A 24,287-nucleotide genomic window follows, 5' to 3' on the forward strand; every position below is an offset into this window, starting at 1 on the left:
GTGCGACTTAAGTCGCACCCTAATAGAAATTTGTTATTCTTAAAATTTAATAAATTATAAGTTAAACCTACTTTGTAACTAAAGTCTTCTTCAAAAAAACCGAAATATACTTTACCGTAGGCTCAAACCAAGGATTGAATAAACAAAAAGAATGGGGGGCATCTGCAAAAGTATGTACTTCTGAATAAATCTTATATTGGTCTAGCACCTTTCTGAAATCGTCTCTACCAGCATGCATTCTATCTACAGAACTATTTAAAAAGAGTGTCGGAGGGGTATTTGCTCCAACATGGAATAATGGTGATGCTTCATCCCAAAGTTGAGGATTGTCTTTTTTAGGATATCCAAACCAATAAGTAGCGGCGGAAGTGCCTTTTGAATCATTGCCTTCACCAGATTCTGGATGTACGAAAGAAAGTGTACCATCAATATCTACAATTGCTTGTACCTTGCTAGAGAATTTTAAGTTACCATTTGTTCCTTCATAGACTGGATTATCGGCCGTTACGCCCATGAATGATGCCAATTCTCCTCCTGCTGAAAATCCTAGTACTGCAATTTTGTTAGTATCAATGTCCCATTCAGTAGCATTTTCACGCATCCAACGAAGAGCCGTTTTTAAATCATGTACAGCGGCTGGATAAAGTGCTTCGGTGGATAATCTGTATTCTGGTGTAAAACATACATAACCTTGGTCAGCTAATCGCCTTGCTAATTGGTAGTGCTGTGTTCTATTGCCAGTTCGCCATCCACCGCCATGAATAATCATTACGGCAGGCAATGGTTTTTCGCTTTTCTTTTTAGGAGAGAAAACGTCTAACAATAATGCTCTGTTTCCAATTTTCCCATAGGTAATGCCTTTGCTTTCAGATACAGTTGGTAATGACTTTTCGGGTACAATCTCAGTAACAGGATGAGATTTCTTACTATTCACATAAGCACTGTAATTACTATATGATGTGTCAACTTTCCCCGTAATGCCAAAACGAGCAGGTTGATGCCAGAAATTATTTAATGCTGGATTTGGATTGCCTGAAAATATATTCTCTAACGTATATTCACTTATCTGTTTTTCAGAAAGTTGGTGCGACCATTTTACCCTAGCATCAGTTTTTGCACCTTCTCCTGTGCTTCCATATTCGGCATAAAATGTTGTTTTTTCGTTTTCAACTTTTCCCCATGGGTCCCACCCTTCTGGTAAAATGTGTTTTCCTAATTCGCAATTGATAAAAACTGTTTTGGCAAAACTTCTCCATGGGCGACCTAAATATACTTTGTTGACATCTGCCGAAGCCGTTAGTTTACAGTTTTTGAAAACATAGCCATAATTCACCCATTTTGGTGTAGAGGCAGCGGTAACATAGCCATTTGTTTTGCTATGAATAATACAGTTTTCAAATAAAACAGTGGCTGGTCCAAAGATAAAATCGACAGTTCCTTCAATGTAGCAATCAACAAAATGCTGACGAGAATTATCGCCTGCTGCGAAAATAGTATCTTGATTGCCTAAGAAGCTACATTTTTTGATTACACAACGGTCTCCTTCAATGTGCAAAGCCACTGCCTGACCTACTCTCCCAGCAGTATTTTCAATGATAAGATTTTCTAAGGTAATATCATTGCCTAATACTCTTAACGTATAAGAATCAAAGGTTTCCATTTTCCCTTTACCCGAGAAATCATTGTATGAAATAATCGTACTGTCTTCACCAATAATAGCAATATTGCTTAGCGTACTCGGAATGTTCACTTTTTCTTTATAGATACCTTTTTTGATACGAATCGTAATTTGGTTGGGAAGATAAACCCTAACAGCATCAATGGCATCCTGAATGTATCTAAAATCCCCCGAGCCATCTTTAGCAACAACTAAATCATGCTGAATTTTTAGGGCTTGACTATTTCCCAAAAAGGAAATCAAGCATAGTAAAAGTATAAAAATATAGTTGTGTTTTGTTCTCATAAAAGTTATGTAGGTAAATCGAAAAATCCTTAAATTATAAAGACTAAATATTCTGAAAACTAATGTTTCTCCAAAGGGTTTTTATGGATAGTTTTAACATTACCTATTTTAAACATAAAATCAGTTGATAAACGAAAATTGCTTACCAACTGATTTTACTTTTCTATTAACGGACGAATTAATTCGCCAGCTAATAGAAAGGTAAATTATAATGTATTTAGTTGACTGTTAATCACTCATTCACAACTCACTAAATCACCATTACCTTACCAACCTGGGTTTTGTTGGAACTCAGATTTATTGGTAATGACATCTAAGTGCGACTGCGGAATTGGTCTCAATACTTGATAATCTTTGATATTGGTTTTAGCATTCGGATTATAAGCTTTGATGTATTCTACTAGCTTACCTGTTCTTTTTAAATCAAACCAACGTAATAATTCACCTCCTAATTCTCTGGCACGCTCTTCTAATACAAAGTCAATGTTTAATTGACTAGCAGTAATCTGCATATCAGCGGCACGTCCGGGTTTAGCACGATTTGTTCTTAATAGGTTCATGTATTTTACCGCTTCAGCAGTATTACCTGCCTTCATTTCTCCTTCGGCTGCAATCAAATACATTTCAGCAATTCTCGTTACGAAAGCATCTCTTTTACTTCTAAATTCAAAAATCGCTGTTCTATCTGTTGTACTGTTGTGTTTATGCATTTCGATAAAATTACGGAAATCTACTAACGATTGGTCTGCATTATATAAATCGTTGATGTCTTTCAGCTCATATTTTTTAGCTTTACTTGCTTTGAAAGCCGATGAAAGTGCTTTATGACTCCAGTATACGGCTGTATCTCCCTGAATCATGCTAGTATAAACCCCAATCTGACCGCCGTTTGCTTTCCACACTTCTTTAAAAGTACCATCATAACGTTGGTCGATATCACTATTGAAAAGCTCTAGGTATCTTCTGGTACAGGCATAACGTTGAAAACCAATACTATTTGGAATATCCAAAATCATTCCTGCATGAAAGTCATAACGAGGGGTAAACATTAAGTGTAGTTGATTCCCTCCTTCAGGTCTGAAAGCGTTGGCAGTAGAATTGCCATCAAACTCTAAATCAGCAGGGTTTAATAAGTTATCAGCAGAATAATTTACATAGAATATCACTTCTGAATTAGTTGAGCCTTCACTATTATTAATATCCCAAAGGGCTGTATAATCACTGAATAATTTGAAATTATAATCACTAATTACCTTTTTTGCCAAAGCGGCTGCTTCTGCATTTTGACCTCTGGTTAATAACATCCTTGCTTTGAATGCTTCCGCAGCAGGTTTAGTTACTCGTCCGCCTTCATGATTAACTCTTCCCCCTAGGTTAGCAATAGCTAGGTCTAAATCAGCAAATATCACTTTGTAAAACTCATCAACAGAACTTCTAGTAGAGGTAGTTTGTACGCCTATTGTTGGTTTGGTAGATAAATGTACACCACCCCACGTTTCGACAATGAGCCAATTGTACATCGCTCTTAGGTAATATACTTCCCCTAAACGCAATTTTTTAGTAGCTTCGGGTAAAGGAGAAGTAGGTATTTTTTCGATAGCAGTATTACAATAGTTGATTGCTGCATAAAGTCTACTCCAATACACCTGTATAATAGGGCTTTGACTATTAAAATTGGCACTCATATCGGCAATTTCTGGATGATGACAGTCGCCTCCTTTTAGAAAAAGGTCGGTAGCTAATTCTGTCATGGTAGCGCCACCTTCTTTGCCATACCAAAAACGTAATGGGGTATAAGTACTGTTTACTAACGATTCTATTCCTGTAGTGGTGGCATAAAAAGTATCGCCTGTTAGTCCACTTTTATTGGTTTCATCTAAAAAATCTGAGCATGACGATAGCCCGAAAGCGGCAACGCCTATAACGAATGTGAGTATCTTTTTCATAATGCTGGTATTTAAAAAATCGATAAATTAAAAATTAACATTTAAACCGAATATCAACTGCTTGGTCATTGGGAAAGCCAAACTTCCGCCACGTTCTGGATCGTAAGGGGCTAACTTGCTGAATGTAAAGTAGTTTCTCATGGTTGTGTAAATTCTAATTCTCGAGATGCCCCATTTACTGCTTATTTTTGAAGGTATTTCATAACCTAAAGAGATGTTTTTGATTTTCAAGAATGAACCGTCTACATAATATAGCGTACTCATATAAGTGCTGTTTTGGTTTTTGTTCATATCTGGACGAGGGTGGTCGTTAGTAGGATTTTCTGGAGTCCAATAGTCTACTTTTGGACCATTTTCTCTACCATCAATCTTGTAATTCCCACTTGCCTCACTTTTAATCATTTGTCCTTCACGAGCAAAGAAGAAGATAGATAAATCAAAATTTCTGTAGCTGATATTATTATTTACCCCAAGGTTAAAGTTTGGACGAGGCGTTCCTACTACCATTCTATCGGCATCTGGTGTGATTTTACCGTCATTATTTACATCTTGTACTCTGATGTCGCCTGGTACTTGACCATATTTTGCAGCCTCAGATTCTTGTCCTAATTGCCAGATACCAATCTTTTTATAATCATAATATACTTGGGTAGGCTGACCAACAATCCAACCGTTTCCTAAGTCTCTATCAGCTCCGCCTGTTAATGCTACGATTTCTTCTTTGTTGGTCGAGAAAGTGAAATCAGTTGACCATTTTAAACCTTGAGGTGATTGACTTACAAGATTCAATGTTGAAATTTCTATTTCTAACCCTTTGTTGGCTGTTTTTCCTACGTTTTCGTACACACTTGTGTAACCAGAGGTATTAGGTAAAACACGTTGCATCAACAAATCGCTAGTATTACTTTGGTAGTAATTGATTGCTCCGTTTATTCTATTATTCAATATACCAAAGTCAATACCTACGTTGGTTGTTGCTGTTGTTTCCCAAGAAAGATTAGGGTTTGAAATAGCCTTAGGATAATAACCATACGCTGCCGTTTCACCGAAAGAATAAGTTACCTTTCCTAAACCGCCCAAAGTTTGATAAGGAGAAATCGCAGAGTTGCCTGAAATACCATAACTACCTCTTAGTTTTAAATCAGTGAACAATGAGCTATTTTTCATAAAAGATTCCTCAGAGATTCTCCAACCCAAAGCTACCGAAGGGAAGTATCCCCATTTATGACCCTTTGCCAATACTGATGAACCGTCGGCTCTTAAACTGGCACTTAACAAGTATTTATTATTGTATTGGTAGTTTACTCGACCGAAGAACGATTCCAATGTGCTTTCTACTAAACCACTTTTAATGGCTACTTGCGTTGAATTTGCACCTAAATCATAAAAGGTAGTGGTCTCTGATACTTGATTGAAGCCTGTTCCAGAGAATGATTCTGTAGAACGACTTAAAAAGCTATTTCCTAATAAGAAATTGAAATCGTGTTTGCCCAAGGTTTTAAGATATGTCAAGGTATTCTCCCATGTATAATTTAAAACATTAGCACTTTCGATACCAGATTGAGAGATATTACCAGCTCTAGTAATGGTTTGAGCACCATAATAATATCCTCGGCGACTGTTTTGAATATCTAAACCAAAAGAAGTTTTGAATGTAAGATTTTTGATAATTTCCCAGTCTAAATACGAAGCATTAAAAATCCTTTTTTCTAACAAATTATTGGTGTAAACCCCTGGTACTTCATCAGCCAATGGCGTAATGTTAAAGCTTTGTCCAGCTACAGGATAAATAATAATATTTCCATTAGCATCGTAAGGAGTACCATAAGGATTTATTTTATTGGCCTGATTCAAAGGGTCTTGGCGGATGTCGTTATCGCGATAAGTGTAAAAAATCTTCGAACCAATTTTTACGTTTTGGAACAACTGATGATTAACACCCACACTTCCATTATAACGTGTCAATTGATCATTTTTAAACAAACCTTTTTCACCATAAGCACCGAATGAAATATTAAAAGTTGTTTTTTCATTACCACCATTCAACGAAATTTCATGGTTTTGAATAGAGCCTTTCTTTAAGATTTCACCTCGCCAATCTACAAATTTGTGGTTTTTGATCGCATCTAATTCTTCAGGATTGAATATCGCCGCATCATCTGTAATTCCTCTAGTACGGAACGCCTCTCTTTTGAAAGTTGCGTATTCTTCACCATTTTGAATAGCTCCTAAGCCAGCGTTGTCTTGTACACCATAATATGAGCTAAATGAAATTTTTGTTTTGCCTGATGTTCCACTATTAGTCGTAATCAAAATAACGCCATTTGCACCACGTGTACCATAAATAGCTGTTGAAGAAGCATCTTTCAATACCACCATCGTTTTAATATCCGATGGATTAATCTCTAATGCAGAGGCACTATAAGGTACACCGTCTACTAAAATCAAAGGAGAGTTAGAAGCACTTAATGAACGGTTTCCACGTAAAGTAAAGCTTAAGCTTGAACCTGCCTGACCATCGTTTCTGGTTAAATCTAACCCTGCAATTTTCCCTTGTAGAGATTCTAAGGCATTACTCGTTGGCGTAGCAACGATATCAGCAGATTTTAATACAGAAACTGAGCCTGTTAAATCTTTCTTTTGTACAGTACCATACCCTACTACCACTACTTCACTTAAAGTTTTATCATCCACTTGTAAAGAAACATTGATATTCTTTTGATTCCCTACTAAAACCTCTTTATTAGTATAGCCTACAAAGCTGAATACTAAAACTGCCTTATCGTCTGGTACTGCTATTTTATAATTACCATTTGCATCTGAGTTTACCCCTCTATTCGTTCCTTTAATAACGATGTTCACACCGGGTAAGCCCATGCCTTTTTCGTCGATTACTTTTCCTGAAACGGTTTGTTCTACAATGGCTATACTTTCAGCTTGTACATCCGACATGGAAGTATTAGCCGTATTATTAAGTTCTACACTTTTCTGGTTGGAAATATTCTCGGAAGAGGGTGTTCCCGAATCACCTCTTCCTTTTTCTTTTTTTCCGTCCATAACCAAATAAGAAGTTTTGTTTACTTTTTTATAGGTTAGTCCGAACGGAGAAAGCAAATGATCAAGATTTTTTTCGATACTCAAATTATTATTAATGCTTCCAGCTTGAACCATGTAGCGTTCAACCGTCTTCAGTTCAAACATGATTTCTACTTTATACTGGTTTTTTAATTCCGATAAAGCATCTTTAAGTTTCTTACTAGAGAATGGAGCTCTTTCTGCCTGCGAATTTTGAGGCATTTGTTGCACCATAGCAAGGGCTTGCGAAAGGCCTATTTGCTTACCAAGAAGCATGAGAGTGACCATAAGCCCCATTTTTGAGGCTTTTTGTAATCGTTTTTTCATAATAAATGGAGGAGATGTTTTTTAGGAAATGTTTTTAGTATTCCGACAATTGCACGTGTGTTCCTTGTCTGACCACATTAATGTTTAATAATTCTGAAATTGATTTTAAAAGTTCATCTACATTTTCTGCCCTGAACGAGCCCATCAGCACTCTTTTTGAAAGCTCTGAACCTTTTATTTCTACTTGTAATCCATAATTTTCTTCTAATAAATAGGCGACTTCTTCTAAGGTAGTTTCTTCAAAGACAAAGCGTTTCTCTTCCCATGCCGAATAGGCTTGTGGTTCGGCAGTTTCTTTGATTTGTACATGATTGTGGCGGTCAAGTGTTAGCAATTCACCCGGCTTCATCATTACATTTTTGCTTTGTTTGCCTTCTTGATAACGCAATTGTACTTTACCTTTATTCAAAATAACCTTTGAGCCTCTTTTTCTAGCATACACCGTAAATTCAGTACCTAACACTACTACTTCAAAATCGTTAGCAGATTTTACGATAAACTTCTGATTGTCAACTGTATGCTTTACTGAGAAATTAGCTTCTCCGTTTAAAAAAACCTCTCTATTAGTTTGGCCAAAACCCCAGCGAAGTAAACGAAGTGATGAATTTGAATTAAGGGTTACTTTACTACCATCTGGCAAGACTAAAGACTGCGTTTCACCAAAAGTAGTTTGATAGTTTTGATAGATGATTTTATCTTGGAAAATAAAAGCCGTTAAACCTATTAGCAATACAATTGAGGCGGCAATTAGCCAATTCATTCTTCGGCGGTTATTATTTTCTGATAATTGTTCTGTTACTTCATCTTCGGTGAGCCATTCGTCGTGAGGATTACTTTTGATAAAGCTAGTAAAACCAGTCAAGGCTTCATTGCTTTCGGCTAAATATTGAGGGTGTCTTTTCTCCCATTCTTCTAGCCACTGATAATACAATTCCTCATTGGCTTCATCCTTTAGCCATTCTTCAATAAGATTGCGTTGCAAAGGTGAGGTCTTGCGAGCAAAATGGTCAAATATTAATTCGTATGTTATTTCTAGTTTCATTGTATTTCAAGGCTTTAATAGAATCGGATAATAGTATTAGAAGTTGGTCTATATTATTAAGACACTATTTTTGTAAAATCCCCTTAGTTTTATCTTGTTATAGCATTTAAAATCAGATATGAATGACCTAACGTTAATGCTGCATTAAAAATAAGACAATACTAATTAACCAATGTTCTTTTAATCCTTTCCGAATAATTGCCAATGCTTTACCAATATGTACTTCAACCGTTTTGATAGAAATGTTCAATTCGGTGGCGACTTCCTGATATTTTTTGCCCTCAAACCGATTTAACAGAAATACTTTTCTACATTGTGGGGAGAGCGATTCTACTAATTCTTCTACCTGATGAAATACCTCTTCAAATTGCGTAATGCTATCGGGTCTTTGTCCAAGAGCTGATTCAAAATGAATAGCTGAATCTAGCTCATCCAACTGTTTAAACTCAGAACGAATATGATTGTAAGCCTCATTCCGAACACATCTAAACAAATAAAAACGATAGGAAGAAGTGATAGTAAGGTAAGCTTTGGTTTTCCAAAATCTGCAAAATACCTCACTGACTAAATCTTCTGCAAGCTCTTTTGAATACACAAAACGCACAGCATGACTGCAAAGAATTTTATGATAACGCCTAAACAACATTTCACAACCTTTTTGTGGAGATTCCTCAAAAGCCTTGCGAATGAAAAGCTCAGAATCATTGAATGCAGTTTTCCCCTCAAGTGTAATATCTTGTGCTTCCTCGTCTAAAGCTTTTAGCTGAGTAACCGTAAGATTACTTAATTCATCAACGGATTCATGTATTTTTGAGGGACTCATAAGCTATGATTTTAACAAAAAATTCTTTGAATTATTCTATCGTATATAAAGGTAAGACACAATCTATCAAAAAGCCCCTTAGTCATTTGGAGATTTTTTTGAATAAATTTTAAAATTGGAAGAATGGAGGGGAAATAGGCAAGTAAAACCCTTATCACTAGGCAGGGACTTAAGTCCCTGTCTAGTGATAGAGATAAGAAGATTAAAGCTTAGGTTCAAGCCATAAGGCTGTGAGAAGCAACACAATTAAAACATACCAAAGCCATTCGGGAAGGCTTGTTGAAATACTTTGAGCTGTATTGCCTGTACTATCAATACTTTCTTTTAAATATGGCTTGATACTTTTTGCGTTGGCAATATCATTTTGATTTTCTTCGACATATACTGCTAAACTATCCTGAAAGGTATTCCATCCAGTTTTTCTAAAAGTATATTTTGCTTCGGCAGATAAGGGATTAATACCCGATTGAGTGCTAAAGGCAGTATCTTTCGCAACGATAATCCTGTTTTCAGTATTCTGTATAGTTTTAAGGTTTTCTACAACATCTGGGTAAAGAGGAGCATCAATACGAATAGCATTGTCAGAAGACGGATTTAGTGCCTGAAATGTACTTTGCCAGATTTTAGTATAAGTAATACTATCTCCACTAAGTATCAAAGGAAAACTTTCGTTTAACAAACTAATGCCCACTTTGCCATAATGTTTTTGTATCGCAATAGGATATTCAAAAACGACTTTTTGAAATGCTACAGGTTCAAACTGATAAGGATGAGCCGTCAGGTCTTGCGAAATAACAACGTTTTCTTGTGTTGAAGTTCTTCTTACTTTCCATTTTGTTCCTAGATGTTGATTGATACTTTTTATAGCAACATCAGGTTCTTCTACATTGATAAATAAAATACTTTTCCCTTCTGCAAAAGCCTTTTTTACCAAACTATTTCCCGCATTTGAAGGGTCTGTAATGATAATATCTGGTACAAATTTCTTGGTAGCATTAATTGAAAATGTACTTTGTGTATTCTTAGCTACTGTGGTAATCGTTTCTACTTGGTTGCCATTTTTTCCGAGCCAGTCGGCTAAAGTTTTACTCTCAAAATCAGGATTTGATAAGATAAACTGAAAATGTTTAGGTTGATTTTTGAGGCTGAAAAAATTAACTTCTTGCAACGATTTCTCTTCTAAAGCTAATACTAAAGCTGTTTTGCCAATAGAAAAATTAGTAAAGCGTAACTGAAAGCCATTGAACCCTTTTGATAATTTTAGGCTATCTATCACTTGATTGCCATACTTCAATCGAAGCATTTGTGCTTTTGAGGAGTTGATTTTACCATCTATCTGCTGTATTTCTCCTTTATTAAGCACGCCTTTCCAATGTATTTCTTGTAATTCATCGGGTTGAAAATAAGGAATCCAATAAATGCTTTTTTGATTGAGTTTACTCAATAATTCTGGCGTTGCATCTTCGCCAAACAAATAAATTTTACCAAGCTGACTAATCAATTGTGGATTATCAATGACTTGACGATTGAAAGCTTTTTGAGAAAATACTTCGCTAATTTTTAAACTATCTTTTACTGTTTGAATAGCTTGCTGAGGAATATTGTCGCTTACTAATAATATTTTATTTGAATCAATAGATTTTTCGATGGTAGGATTAATGAAAAATAAGCAGACAGTCAGCCAAAGTAACAAATTCAATCCAGTTTTTAACCAAATTCTTGACATTGAACCAGATTTTTTTTGCCATATCGCCACAATTTGTACAAACAGTAAAGCCAACAGAGCCAGAACAATAAGCCAGTCGAAAGTACCAAAAGAATTTATCGTAAATAGATTTAATATCATTGATGAATTTTATTTTTTATAAACTAACATTCTTCCAAAAGGCTTTTTCTAGCTTCTTTTCTCCTAAATATGACGGACTTGAAAGGTTGTTTTTACTTGGAAGTGTTTTGTTAAGCAATTGGTAGAGCTTATTCTGCAAAGAAATTGTTTCAGCTTTTGATAAATCTTTATCATTAATCATTTTTTGCAAAGCTGTCAGAATTGACCAATTGTTCAAACTGCTATTGATAATTTTTGAGCTCATTATCGTACTTAACAATAATACCTTTTGCTTATTCTGTACCGATAATTTTTGGTTCTCAGCCTTTGTGCTAGCAATGCCTATTACTTCTGCTACCAAACTTTCAATTTGTTGTTGAGAATAGTTCTTTTCAAATGAAAACTTCTCATTAAACTTTGTCAATTCGCCCGTTAAACGTTTTTCTTTTTCTTTAATCGGTGGTGGGTCAAAACTCGTCTTTTTCACAAAAGTACGCGCCTTATGTTGTGCCGATTTCAAATATTCTAAGGCCTTTTTTTCAAACGGAATCGCTTTTTCAGGTTCATACATCCGTAGGTGTAATTCCGACTGCCACATTTGTTCTAAAGCCATTTTTAATAGACTTCTAGTAGACTGCTCATAGAAGGTATTCGCTTCACCATCATCGTGTGAGTGTACGTAATCTGCTAGTAAACCAGCTAATGGGTCTTTATTATCCGTATCTGGTTTATTCCCACCGTGGTCATGTTCTTCATGCTTTTCGCCCGCTTCTTGGTCATGTTCACCTTCATCGTGTGCGTGGCGGAATCCTTTTAATAAATCCCCTCCTGCTTCGTTTTCATTAGGCAAAGCATTGGCAGAGCCAATAGAATTTTCAAATTCTTCCCCTAAGTATTGTCCATAACGTAATCTAAGAGCCTTCTGATCAAAACCAATTTCATTAGAAGTACTATTAAATTCTTTAGCAGGAAGCTTTTTTCTTTTGGCAATTAACTTTTCAGTATCAATTATAATTTGTCGCTGACTTCTGAAATACTCTGGCATGATGTTCATTGCCATTGTAGCCAAATCTGCTTCCTCGACTTGAGTCGTATCTTTGTAAACAATAAAGTACGTATCTGATTTTGTATAATTTGGCGTTGGACGTTTATTGTCAAATGCTGCCCAGTAATAATAAAGTTCGTCGCCAGGAGCAAAATTTAAAGCCTTTAAATCAATGTTTTTAATCACATTGGTTTGTTTAAAATTGACATTGGAAATAGGAATTTTTACTTCTCTGAATTTCACATTTTCCCCAGAACCTCTTGCCAAGGTAGCTACAATAAATGCCTGACTTACCAAGAAATCATCAGAAATCTTAGCTGAAATCTGTACATTTTTAGGGTCTTTTAAATAATGTAATTTGTATAGTTCTTTAGAGGCTGGTTCTATTTTTGGGGCTAAGTCTGGAATGGCTTCCAGACGATAATAGTCTGATTGATAAATCAATGAATCATTCCAATAGGCTTTAAAGGCATATAAGCCCGAGCTTAAGAGCTGATCGGAATGCTCAAATAATCCTTTATTATTGTTAAAAGAAATTTCATCCCCCTGATTATTAACCAGTTTCACAGAAAGGTGTTCAGCATTAGAAAATTGTATTTGCCATTTTAATAACGAACCTACAATGGCTGATGCATTCATGTTCTGACTTTCAACAATACCTAAACCTGTATAAGCAGGTGCTTGAACAATTAGTTTGGCTTTTGTAAAAACAGGAATACTAATTTGTTGAGATGCGTGTGAGACACTTTGTTTTTCTGCTTCCACACTTTGTGATTGTTTCTTTAGTAAATTCGGTACAAAAGCATAACAAAACCATGAGAACATAAAAACTACAAAATAGACTATCAAGTTTTTCTTAAAAACCCATGGAGTCTGATAATGGTTTTGTGAGAAAAGCCTTTCTAATTGTAATTGTTGTGCCAAATTAGGACTTTCAATGGCTAATAATTCAAGGCTGTATTCTGTATTTTCAATTTTTTGATGAATCAGATGAATAGTTTCTGTGCTTTTGTTTTGAAAAAGTTTTGTGATAAATGCCATTATAAGCAAGGCTAGTATAAAACCAGCTATTGCTAAAGCTGAAGACTTTACTAATAATAACAAACAGAAATATGCCGAACCAGCCACCAATAAGCACATCAAACCAGCCATAATATATAGCTGAAGCTTGACTTTTGTGATAATTTGTTTTAGTTGATTCATGAGTTTTTATAAATGGCAATCCATCTTTCTAAAGCTAACAGTAAAATAAAAATCAAGAGCAATGACTTTGGAAACCAATCATTTGATAATGCTTTAAAGTACTTCTGTGCCTTAAATAATGAATTGAGTTGTTGATGACTTAATGCTTTGTACTCGTTTTGTAAACCAAAATGCTGAATAATTTTTTCTCCTAAAAACTCAGGGAGTAAACCATTATAAACCATTTCGGTATGTTGTGAATTTAATAAATCAGGAATTAATATCTGATTTGTCTGCTGCTCTGTTACCTCCCACTTATTAGTATTTGAGAAAAAATACAGTGTATTGTTTGTAAGCCCTTTTTTAAGAGGACTGTTGCTAAATATAATGTCATAAGAAACATTATTTTCTGCCTTTTCGCTTAACTGGAATGCCAATTGGTAGGTTTGTGATAATGCTGCGAGAGAAGCTTTAATACTTTGCTTTTCACTATCATCATTATTTTCAATGAGCACTTTTATCAAACCTGTATGCTTTACTGCTCCATTTGGAATGTTATCAGTAGCAACGGTTAATAGTTTATTCGAACCAATGAAGACTTTCTTATTATCTTCAAATGCCAGATAAGGCTTAGTTTGTTGTTGACTTGAATCCTTTAAGCTGTGTATCGAAAAAGTATTTGGCACAAAAATATGAGGTAAGCTCGCTAATGTTTCTGAATTAACGAAGTACATATTAATCTGTTCGTTACCAATTAGTTCGCTTAGTTGATTCAAACTATTTTGTATTGTTATACCACCAATATTTTCGTTTTTAGCAACTTGGTTAAAGTCGGTTACAGCTTCTAAGGACGTGGTAATCCAATAACATTTTTCTCCTTTTTTTAAAGCCTCTTCTAATTCAAATTTATAGTTATTGACAACAAATGAATTTTTCTGAACCAAATGAACTTTATGAGCTTCCTGATGACTGTTTAACGTATGCAATAATGGTTTGCTTAATAACAAGCAGAGTAAAAGCAATAATAAACACCTGAGTATAAGCAAAAAGATATTGTCTAATCGAATGCCTCTAGATTGTTGAAGATTCTTTTCGATTAACCAATTTGTTGCTGCCCAGTCTATAACTTTTCCTTTTTTTTGATGCCAAAAGTGAATGATAATTGGCACTGCAATCGCCAATGCTCCCCACAGCATCAAAGGATTTAATAATTCCATTTTTTTTGCTTTATGCAATAAGCTTTAGGCTTTATGCAAATCAAAGTATATTAAAATTCCAATTCAGAGCAAGATGTTTTAAGCTAAAGTTAATAACCAAAATTACCCTTACCTTCTTTTCAAAGATTCACTGATTACATTAGCAATAGGGTTTTCAAGGCTGGTTCTGAGTAAATACACAAAAGGAATTTGTAATGCCAATGTCAGGTTCTTAAGATAACTCTCTGCATTTTTCAATACTTCGGCTTTGATACTTTCAGCTTGCAATTCAACTTCTTTACCAGTTTCTAAATCTTTAAAACGAAAAAAGCCTTTTAAATCAAAATCTATTTCTTGTTTGCCTAATACCTGAAAAACCATTACTTCTCGATGCGGATTAGCTAGATTCTTAATCAAATTCAACCATTCTTCATTGATTTGTAAAAAGTCGGAAACAAAAATGACAACCTCTTTTTGCTTTTGTTGAAAGATGGGAAATTTAGGATTTTCGTTTAACCAATCTCCACTAGCTTTCGCTTTTTCTAAGGCATATAAAATTCTTTGAAAAGACTCTTTCCCTGAACTGACTAATGTTTGTACTTCTCCATTTTGCAAGGCATACAAACTCATCATATCTCCTTGACGATAACTCAGATAAGCTAAAGAAGCCAACAGTATTTTAGCATATTGTAACCTACTTACACCATTCTCTGTATAATTCATCGACCCTGATAAATCGATGATAAATCTAAGATGATAATTACTTTCAGTTGAAGATTCTCTGACTAAATGTTTCTGAGTTCTTGCATATAGTTTCCAATCGATTCGCTTAGGGTCGTCACCAGCTTGATAATGCTTATATTGTTCAAATTCAATTCCGTAGCCAAAGCGTTTACTATGATGAATCCCCAACATTAGCTCCTCACTGACTAATTTACCAGCCAGTTGTAGGTTGTTGAGTTTTATTAATTCGGTGGATAATAATGGCATGAATGTTTTATGTCGTCCCTGACGGGACTTTTAAACCGTTTATTGTTTGTTTTTTCTACCGATATTTAATCCCTAACGGGATTTATTTGTCGAAATATTCTTATTTTTTGTGCCGATATTTTAATTGATTTTATTTGTCTCGTAGAGACACTATATCGGTAGAAAAATATATAATTTCCGTTAAAGAATCCCGTAGGGATGATATATTTTATTGTAGGTCTTTAAATATATATTTTTCATCGAAATCAACTTCAAAAACTTTCAAAAAATCTAAATACTCTTCTCTAAAGGTCTTTTTCTTATGATGTTCCTCTTGATTTTCAATGTAAGTAATCACATTCTTTAGTTGTGATTTCCCATAAGAAAAAGCTCCATAACCTTCTTGCCATTCAAATCTACTTTTTAAGAATTTCTTTTCATTTATCCATTTAGAAGAGTTACCTTTTATATCCTGCAACAATTCTGAAATAGACTGCGTCGGCCTTATGCCAACAAGTAAATGAATATGGTCTGGCATACCATTAATAGCAATCATTTTATGTTTATTACTTTGTACAATTCCTGTGATGTATCTATATAATTCATCTTTCCAAGAATCTCGAATAATACTTTCTCTGTATTTAACAGCGAAAATAATATGTAAGTGTATTTGCGTATAAGTGTTTGCCATATAGATATTAGTGTAGATTTGAATTGGGTGACTATTATTTCAACAACTCTCTTATGACATCATCTGTAGTAATTCCTTCGGCATCGGCTCTGAAATTAAGGGAAACACGATGTCTTAGAATCGGGAATGCAAGGGTGTTGATATCTTCGGGTAAAACGGCAAAACGTTCGTGCAATACGGCTCTAGCTTTAGCACATAATACTAGGGCTTGTCCTGCTCTTGGTCCTGCTCCCCAATCACACCATTGTTTTACAAAAGCTGAATCAGAATTAGCTGGACGCGTTGACCTTACGAGTTGATTGATTTTTACAATCAATTCTTCACTAATATGTACCTGACGTGTTAGCTGCTGTAAAGTAATAATATCTTCATCAGTCATGATGGTTTGCAAAGTTTGCTTACCTACGCCTGTTGTACTTTTTAATACTTGTAATTCTTCAGTTTCAGAAGGATAACCCAGTTTGATATATAACAAAAAACGGTCTAATTGCGCTTCTGGAAGTGGATATGTACCCGCTTGTTCGATAGGGTTTTGCGTAGCGATAATTAAGAAAGGCTTTGGCAAATCATAATTAGTCCCTGCATAAGTTACCTTATATTCTTGCATGGCTTCTAGCAAAGCAGCCTGAGTTTTGGGTGGCGTACGGTTTATTTCATCCGCCAAAACGATGTTTGCAAAAATTGGACCTTTGCTAAATTTGAAGAATTTCTTCCCAGTTTCATGGTCTTCCTCCAAAATCTCTGTTCCTACAATGTCACCTGGCATTAAATCAGGGGTAAATTGTACCCTTTTGAATGCCATCTCCAAAGCCTCTGAAATGGTTTTTACCATCAGCGTTTTTGCTAGACCAGGAACACCTTCGAGTAAGCAATGTCCCCCTGCTAAGAGAGAAATAAGGATTTCATCAATCGCTTCTTCTTGTCCAACAATTACTTTAGCAATTTCTTTTTTTAGTAATGGCAATTTAGCCACCAATGTTTTATAATAAGTAAGGTCTTTATTTTCCAATGTCTAAACTGTTAGTGCGTATTGAATGATATTTACTCCAAATTTTGTATTGTCTTCTGCGAGCCACCGTTTATTTCGGAAGTCATAATCCCATTCACATCCATAATCTTTGTTGCTGTACAAAACACCAATTCGTCCGTTAATAATAATGGCTTTTAGGTAGTCATGCACAAGGTCGTCGCCCCAACCGTTAAGTTCAAAACTTGTTGTTGGAGGGCCATCAAAGTGAAAGAAGCAATTGTAAATTGGATGAGTATTCGGGATTTTTTGTAAGGCTTTTTCTCCAAATGTTCTTCCCATTTCTTGTTCAAACGATTTGGCAAAAAGTCCATCAATATCATGGTTACAATCATCCACAAATACAAAACCTCCGTTTTCTACATATTTGCGAAAATTGTCTCGTTCTTTACTAGAGAATTCTACTAATTTATGCCCACTCAGATAGCAAAAAGGACTCTTGAAAAGCTCATTACTGCTCAATAGTACTACTTTCTCTTTATCATCAATGGGTATGGTTGTATATTCTACCAAAGAATTAAGGATATTTGAAGGCATTCGTTGGTCTGTATCCCAATCTCCAGAAGCATATTGAATTCTTGTAAAAATAAATGGTTTCATATTGTCAAGTTGGCTTTCGGATGTCAGCCGTCGGAAGTCGGTCACCAGACGTTAGATTTGTTTTTTAAATTAATCTACATTCTAAAATTAGATAACCGATAGCCGACGACCGAAATCTGAAAGCTAAATATTATACCGCATCCGAAAGTGATGAGAAGGTAAATTCTCTGATTTTCATTGGCGGTACCATGTAATTTTGATTCGATTCTGTGCTGACTACACGCTCAGTTTTACCTAACATCTCAAGGTTGTTAAGCATGATAATCGGACTCTCATTGAATCTGAAATTTTTGATAGGATACTTGATTTTTCCATCTTCAATATAAAAAGTACCGTCACGTGTAAGTCCCGTTTGTAATAACGTTTGTGGGTCTACTGAACGTATATACCAAAGCTTAGTAACTAAGATACCTCTCTGCGTACTTTTAATCATTTCCTCTAATGTAGCCGTTCCTCCTGGCATAATCATGTTATTAGGAAAAGGAACAGGTTTTACGCCTTTTTCCTTGGCCCAATACCTTGAATAAGAAAGGTTTTTAACAACTCCTTTTTCAATCCACATCAATTTTTCTTGTGGTTGACCGTCACCAGCCCAAGGTGATGCAGGCAACTCTGGATAGGTAGGGTCTGAGAAAAACGTTACTCTTTCGTCAACAATCTTTTCTCCTAGTTTCGTTTTGCCCCCAGGCTTACTGAAAAATGAACGTCCTTCGTCAGCGCTACGGGCATCCATATCGTAGTAAATATTTTCCAACAATACTACCGCAGCCGTAGGTTCTAAAATAACGGTATATTTTCCAGGTTCTAATGCTTTAGCACCTTTTGAACCCAATGATTTTTGTATAGCGATTTTAGTAGCAGCCGCAGTGTCTAATTTATTCACATCGCTATAACCCTTAGCTACATAGCCAGAACCCGTACCGTCTTCTGTACGAACAGTCAATGAAAAATTCACATTAGTACTTTTGTAATAAGCAAAAAGTCCTTTTGAATTCATCATGGCTGTATAGCCTTTTTGGTCTTCTAAAAAGCCTGCAGCAACTAATTTTTGCTCTCTAGATAGTTTCAGACTTTTTGCAACGGCCTCTGCACGTGTATCAGGTGTAACACTTCCTGTTGAATCAAAATACCCTGTAGATTTAATATAAGTTTGTGGTCCTAATAAGCCTACATATTCAGGATTTTCAGGAGCAAGCTTCGCTAATTCTTCTGAACGACGTACTACCTTTTCTAAAGAAGCATCATCAAATTCATCAATGGTTGCTACCCCTACCTTTTTCCCATAAGCCGACTGAACAGTCAGGTTTTGGTTAGTTAAAGCGCCACTGGTTGATACTTCATTTCGAGCATAACGAAGATTCCCACGGGTTTCTCCCAGCAGGTTTACCTCGCATTCATCTGCTTTTGAATAGCTTAAGACCTTTGTTAACAAGGCTTTAGCTTCACTTTCAGTTAATATTATTGACATGTTGATTTCGAGATTAAAGAGTTTGATAAGCTTTAAGCTGTGAGTTATGAGCTTTAAGCTTTTTATTACTCTGATGTTTTATAAAAAACTCAAAGCTGAAGGCTCACTGCTCATAGCTAGATTAAATCTTACGTGCTGTATTAATTACATTTACACCATTAAAACGAGCCGTTGAACTACCATGAGAAACTGCACTTGATTGCGAAGGCTGACCTTTACCATCAAAGAACGAGCCGCCCAAACGATAATCACGATCATCACAAACCTTTACGCAAGAATTCCAGAACTCTTGTGTATTTGATTGATAGGCTACATCTTTTAGCATTCCTACAATTTTTCCATCTTTAATCTCATAATACAATTGTCCGCCAAATTGGAAGTTATAACGCTGTTGATCAATCGAGAATGAACCGTCGCCAACAATGTAAATTCCTTTCTTAACATCTTTAATCATTTCATCTACCGACAACGCTTCTTTGCCCGGAGCAAGCGAAACATTTGCCATACGTTGAAACTGTACTGACGACCAGCTATCTGCATAGCAACAACCATGAGATTCTTTTTCACCAATAATATGTGCTTGGTCACGAATGGCTTGATAATTTACCAAAGTACCTTCTTTTACTAAATCCCATTGTTTGGTTTTTACTCCTTCGTCGTCCCAACCTACAGCACCTAACGAACCTACTTGAGTTTTATCAGCAAATAGATTTACTTGTTTACTGCCATAATTGAAGTTTTTACTTTGCCATTTGTCAAGTGTAGCGAATGAAGTACCCGCAAAATTGGCTTCATAACCCAATACACGGTCAAGCTCTAATGGGTGACCCACAGATTCGTGAATGGTTAACCATAAGTGTGATGGGTCTAATACTAAATCGTATTTACCTGCTTCAACTGACTTGGCAGTAAGTTTTTCTTTAGCTTGTTTTGAGGCCGCGATAACATCCTCTAACATATCATAACCCTTGTTGTAGCGAGTAGTGATACCTGTTATTTTATCGCTAGGGTTGGTCTGTAGGTATTCGTAACCCATTCCCATTGGAGCACTCAATGTTCTGCGTGTCTCAAATTTCCCAGATTTAGGGTCGATAGCAGTCACATTAAAGATTGGCCAAATTCTGTGAATATCTTGGTCAATATACGAACCATCCGAAGAAGCAAAATACTTTTGCTCATTTACTAAGAAAAGTACCGAGTTTACATAATTGGCACCATTTTTCATGGCAGCATCATTCACTCCAAGCAATAAATCTACCTTTTCTTTGATAGGTACTTCAAAAGCATTTTTTTGAATAGGAGCTTTCCAGCTTACTTCGCCATAGCCATTCTGAGGAGCCAATTGTACAGGCTGAGTCATCAATTTAGCATTTGCCTTAGCGATAGCTACAGCTTCTTCAGCGGCTCTTGCTGTATCAGCTTCTGATTTGGCATCCACTACGGCTGCAAAACCCCAACAACCATTGGCAATTACTCTCACGCCTACGCCATAAGATTCTGTGTTGACAATGTTTTGAACTTTGTCTTCACGTGTTACAACATATTGATTGAGATAACGCCCAATTCTTACATCTGTGTAAGTTGCTCCTTTAGCTTTGGCGGCATTGAGTGCAGCATCAGCTAATCTTTTTTTGACTGCTACATCTACGTAGCCATCCATAAGAGCCTCAGCGGAAACAGGCCTTCCGACGATTGGAATATTGGGAAGCATCAACGCACCCATTCCCAAGCCTGACATTTGAATAAAATCTCTTCTTTTCAAAGCTTTTAGTTTTTTTAGTTGAATAGATAGAGGAAAAATACTTAGAAAACAGTTGAGAGGTTATACTTATTGGTGCTTTTGAGTATTACAAAAATATCAATAAATAATTCCTCAAACCTGTTCGATAGGTTTTTCCAAATACCTAAATATATTGTTTTTGATGAAGATATAAATACTTTGAAAAGTATGATTTTGATGAATGGTTAAATAAAGAAGGTGAATGGCTGACAATTCAGACCATCCACCTTTTATTAACTATACAGCATCAGATAAACTACTGAAGGTAAAGTCTCTTATTTTTAACGGAGGAACCAAACTGCCTCCTACACGCATGGGAGCACCCATTGCTTCTAAATTATTAAGCATAATTACGGGGCTTTCGTTGAAACGGAAATTTTTGATTGGGTACTTAATTTTTCCTTTCTCAATATAAAAAGTACCGTCACGTGTAAGTCCTGTGTACAATAATGTTTGAGGGTCAACGGCACGGATATACCAGAAACGTGTAACCAAAATACCTTTTTCTGTACCTTTAATCAAGTCAGCTAATGATTCTGAACCGCCAGCCATGATAAATCCTGATGGTGGTGGTGTAGCTTTCACTCCTTTTTTCTCTGCCCAGAATCTTGAATAGGTTAGGTTTTTAACTACGCCATTTTCTATCCAATAGATTTTTTCTTGTGGACGACCATCCCCTGAGAATCCTGCTTTAGGAATTTCAATATTAGCAGGATCTGAAAAAATACTTACTCTTTCGTCAAACAATTTTTCTCCCAGACGTATACCCCCACCTTTTTTACTCAAGAAACTTCTTCCTTCATCTGCACTTCTGGCATCCAAGCTTCGCATCATATTTTGCAATAAATCAATCAATGCCGCAGGTTCAAGGATTACAGTATATTTTCCTGGTTCTAATGCCTTTGCTGAACTTGAAGCCAATGCTTTTTGCATCGCAACTTCAGTAGCCGACTTTGTATTCAGCTTTGAAGCATCGTTGAAATCACGAATAGCATAGCCAGAACCTAAACCATCTGCTGTACGCACTGTAATTGAAAAATCAATGGAAGTAGATTTGTTATAACCGAAAAGTCCTTTGCTATTTCCGATGGCATTGAAGCCTGAAGAGTCTTCTAAATACCCTGCGGCTGTCAAGTTCTTTTTAGAGCAAGGGTCAATACTTTCAAAAGCAGCTTTTGCACGGTAATCAGGGTCAATGCTTGCTGTACTTTGTGCAAACGTTCCAGATTCTATGTATTTCTGTGGCCCGAGCATCGGTACATATTCAGGGTTTTCTGGTGCTAATTTGGCTATTTCCTCTGCTCTTCTAACAGTTTTTTCTAAGGATTTATCATCAAATTCATTGATGGTTGCTGTACCAGCACGTTTGCCAAATACTGCTGTTACTGCCAAAGAGAGGTCTAATGACTCCCCACTTGTAGAAACAGAATTTCGAGCATAACGAATATTTCCCGTGCGACTTCCACTTAGTGCCACACTCATTTCATCAGCTTTTGAAAATGCTAAAACTTTGTCTATTATCTTTTTAGCTTCTTCTTTTGTTAATATAATTGACATTTTTTTTCGAGATTAAGAGTTCTTCGAGCTATCAGCATTGGGCTATCGGATTTCGGATTGAAAAATAATTTATTCCGAAAGCTGACGACTGAAAGCTGATTGCTCACAGCTGAGCTAAACTATATTTTACGTCCTGTGTTAATCACATTTACACCGTTGAAACGAGTCGTGGCACTTCCATGCGAAACAGCACTTACTTGCGAAGGCTGTCCTTTCCCGTCAAAGAACGAACCGAATGTACGATAATCGTCTTTATCACAAATCTGTGCGCAAGAATTCCAGAACTCTTGTGTATTTGATTGATAAGCTACGTCATCTAGCATTCCTACAATCTCACCGTTTTTGATTTCATAAAATAACTGACCTCCAAATTGGAAGTTATAACGTTGCTGGTCGATAGAATATGAACCACGACCAATGATATAAATACCTTTTTCAACGCCCTTAATCATGTCAAAAACACTCAACTTTTCTTTACCAGGACGTAAAGACACATTTGGCATTCTTTGGAATTGTACCGAGTTCCAGTTGTCGGCATAGCAACAACCGTGTGATGCATTTTCTCCTAAAATATTTACTTGGTCACGTATTGCTTGGTAGTTTACCAAAATACCATCTTTAATCAAATCCCATTCTTTACAAGGTACGCCTTCGTCATCATATCCTACTGTACCTAATGTATATGGCTGTGTCTTGTCAGCTACAATATTCACTTGTTTGCTACCGTAGTTGAAAGCCTTCGTTTTCCATTTATCTAATGTTGCAAAGCTAGTTCCAGCATAATTGGCTTCGTAGCCCAATACACGGTCAAGCTCAGTTGGGTGGCCAACCGACTCGTGGATAGTCAAACCTAAATGATTAGGGTCAAGTACTAAATCATATTTACCAGCCAATACCGATTTAGCTGTCATTTTTTCCTTAGCTTGCTTAGCTGCCATGATAGCATCTTCTACCATGTCGTATGAATTACGATAACCTACTAAACCATTTGGTGCCGCAATTTTTTCGCTTGCCAAACCATCTAAATATTCATAACCTATACCCATTGGAGAACTAATGGCATCACGTGTTTTGAATTTGCCAGCCGCTTTATCAACCGCAGTTACCGTGAAAGTAGGCCAGATGCGGTGTACATCTTGGTCAATATAAGAGCCATCTGAAGATGCAAAATATTTTTGCTCGTTCACTAAAAACAAGTTGGAAGTAACAAACCCTGCACCATTTTTCAGGGCTTCGCTGTTTACTTTCATCAACAAATCTATTTTTTCTTGAACAGGTACTTCAAATGCATTTTTCTGGATAGGAGTTTTCCATGAAACCTCACCAACACCTTTTTGTGGAGCAAGAATTACAGGCTCTTTTTGGATTTTAGCATTCGCTTTAGCAATAGCTACCGCAGTTTCTGCACATTTGGCAATGCCTTCGGGTGTAACATCACTTGTTGCGGCAAAACCCCAAGTTCCGTTAGCAATTACACGGATACCCACGCCATACGATTCAGCATTAACAATGTTCTGAACTTTGTTTTCACGGGTAAACAAGAATTGTTGTAAATATCTACCGATTCGAACGTCGGTATAAGTAGCACCACGAGATTTGGTAGCGTTCAAAGCGATGTCAGCCATTCTTTTTTTAAAGGCTACATCTGCAGCAGGTTCTAGCAAACGTTCTGCTGTAACCATATTTCCCAAAACAGGAACGGACGAGCCCATCATGGCTCCTAAGCCCATACCAGATAATTGGATAAAATCCCTTCTATTCATATTGGGGT

16 protein-coding genes are annotated in these 24,287 nt (G+C 36.1%); all 16 read right to left on the reverse strand.

Annotation, left to right across the window (positions count from 1 at the left end):
- Positions 1–67 precede the first annotated feature (67 nt).
- The gene (locus AC07XN_RS02455) at positions 68–1,963 is read right to left on the reverse strand and encodes a pectinesterase family protein (RefSeq protein ID WP_494741926.1); all 1,896 of its coding nucleotides are present in this window, start codon (positions 1,961–1,963) and stop codon (positions 68–70) included.
- 266 nt (positions 1,964–2,229) lie between these two features.
- Positions 2,230–3,909 (reverse strand): RagB/SusD family nutrient uptake outer membrane protein, encoded by a 1,680-nt coding sequence (locus tag AC07XN_RS02460; protein WP_494741927.1) that lies wholly within the window; start codon positions 3,907–3,909, stop codon positions 2,230–2,232.
- Between the two features lie 27 nt (positions 3,910–3,936).
- Positions 3,937–7,272: a SusC/RagA family TonB-linked outer membrane protein gene (locus AC07XN_RS02465; protein ID WP_494741928.1), complete on the reverse strand. Its 3,336-nt coding sequence runs from the start codon at positions 7,270–7,272 to the stop codon at positions 3,937–3,939.
- A gap of 73 nt (positions 7,273–7,345) precedes the next feature.
- Complete coding sequence (locus AC07XN_RS02470; protein WP_494741929.1) at positions 7,346–8,353, reverse strand: FecR family protein; 1,008 nt, start codon at positions 8,351–8,353, stop codon at positions 7,346–7,348.
- Positions 8,354–8,486: 133 nt separating this feature from the next.
- A complete protein-coding gene (locus AC07XN_RS02475) occupies positions 8,487–9,176 on the reverse strand; it encodes an RNA polymerase sigma-70 factor (RefSeq protein ID WP_309917440.1) in 690 nt (229 codons plus the stop codon).
- A gap of 202 nt (positions 9,177–9,378) precedes the next feature.
- Positions 9,379–11,022 (reverse strand): hypothetical protein, encoded by a 1,644-nt coding sequence (locus AC07XN_RS02480; protein ID WP_494741930.1) that lies wholly within the window; start codon positions 11,020–11,022, stop codon positions 9,379–9,381.
- A 16-nt stretch (positions 11,023–11,038) separates the two neighbouring features.
- Entirely contained in the window at positions 11,039–13,249 is a 2,211-nt protein-coding gene (locus AC07XN_RS02485; RefSeq protein ID WP_494741931.1) for a hypothetical protein, read from the reverse strand.
- Entirely contained in the window at positions 13,246–14,445 is a 1,200-nt protein-coding gene (locus AC07XN_RS02490) for a BatA domain-containing protein (protein WP_494741932.1), read from the reverse strand. The genes AC07XN_RS02485 and AC07XN_RS02490 overlap by 4 nt, the downstream gene beginning before the upstream one ends.
- Before the next feature lie 108 nt (positions 14,446–14,553).
- A complete protein-coding gene (locus AC07XN_RS02495) occupies positions 14,554–15,414 on the reverse strand; it encodes a DUF58 domain-containing protein (protein WP_494741933.1) in 861 nt (286 codons plus the stop codon).
- A 208-nt stretch (positions 15,415–15,622) separates the two neighbouring features.
- On the reverse strand, positions 15,623–16,084 hold the full coding sequence (gene tnpA / locus AC07XN_RS02500; RefSeq protein WP_494741934.1) for an IS200/IS605 family transposase: 462 nt from the start codon (positions 16,082–16,084) through the stop codon (positions 15,623–15,625).
- Between the two features lie 34 nt (positions 16,085–16,118).
- A complete protein-coding gene (locus AC07XN_RS02505; protein ID WP_494741935.1) occupies positions 16,119–17,093 on the reverse strand; it encodes an AAA family ATPase in 975 nt (324 codons plus the stop codon).
- A gap of 3 nt (positions 17,094–17,096) precedes the next feature.
- A complete protein-coding gene (locus tag AC07XN_RS02510) occupies positions 17,097–17,711 on the reverse strand; it encodes a DUF4159 domain-containing protein (RefSeq protein WP_309917422.1) in 615 nt (204 codons plus the stop codon).
- Positions 17,712–17,841: 130 nt separating this feature from the next.
- On the reverse strand, positions 17,842–19,179 hold the full coding sequence (locus AC07XN_RS02515; protein ID WP_494741936.1) for a TldD/PmbA family protein: 1,338 nt from the start codon (positions 19,177–19,179) through the stop codon (positions 17,842–17,844).
- 121 nt (positions 19,180–19,300) lie between these two features.
- Entirely contained in the window at positions 19,301–20,941 is a 1,641-nt protein-coding gene (locus AC07XN_RS02520; protein ID WP_494741937.1) for a TldD/PmbA family protein, read from the reverse strand.
- A gap of 255 nt (positions 20,942–21,196) precedes the next feature.
- Positions 21,197–22,516: a TldD/PmbA family protein gene (locus AC07XN_RS02525; RefSeq protein ID WP_494741938.1), complete on the reverse strand. Its 1,320-nt coding sequence runs from the start codon at positions 22,514–22,516 to the stop codon at positions 21,197–21,199.
- 119 nt (positions 22,517–22,635) lie between these two features.
- On the reverse strand, positions 22,636–24,279 hold the full coding sequence (locus tag AC07XN_RS02530) for a TldD/PmbA family protein (protein ID WP_494741939.1): 1,644 nt from the start codon (positions 24,277–24,279) through the stop codon (positions 22,636–22,638).
- Positions 24,280–24,287: the final 8 nt, after the last annotated feature.

The sequence above is a fragment of the Arcicella sp. GW458-12-2-14-TSB2 genome (genome assembly GCF_059423785.1).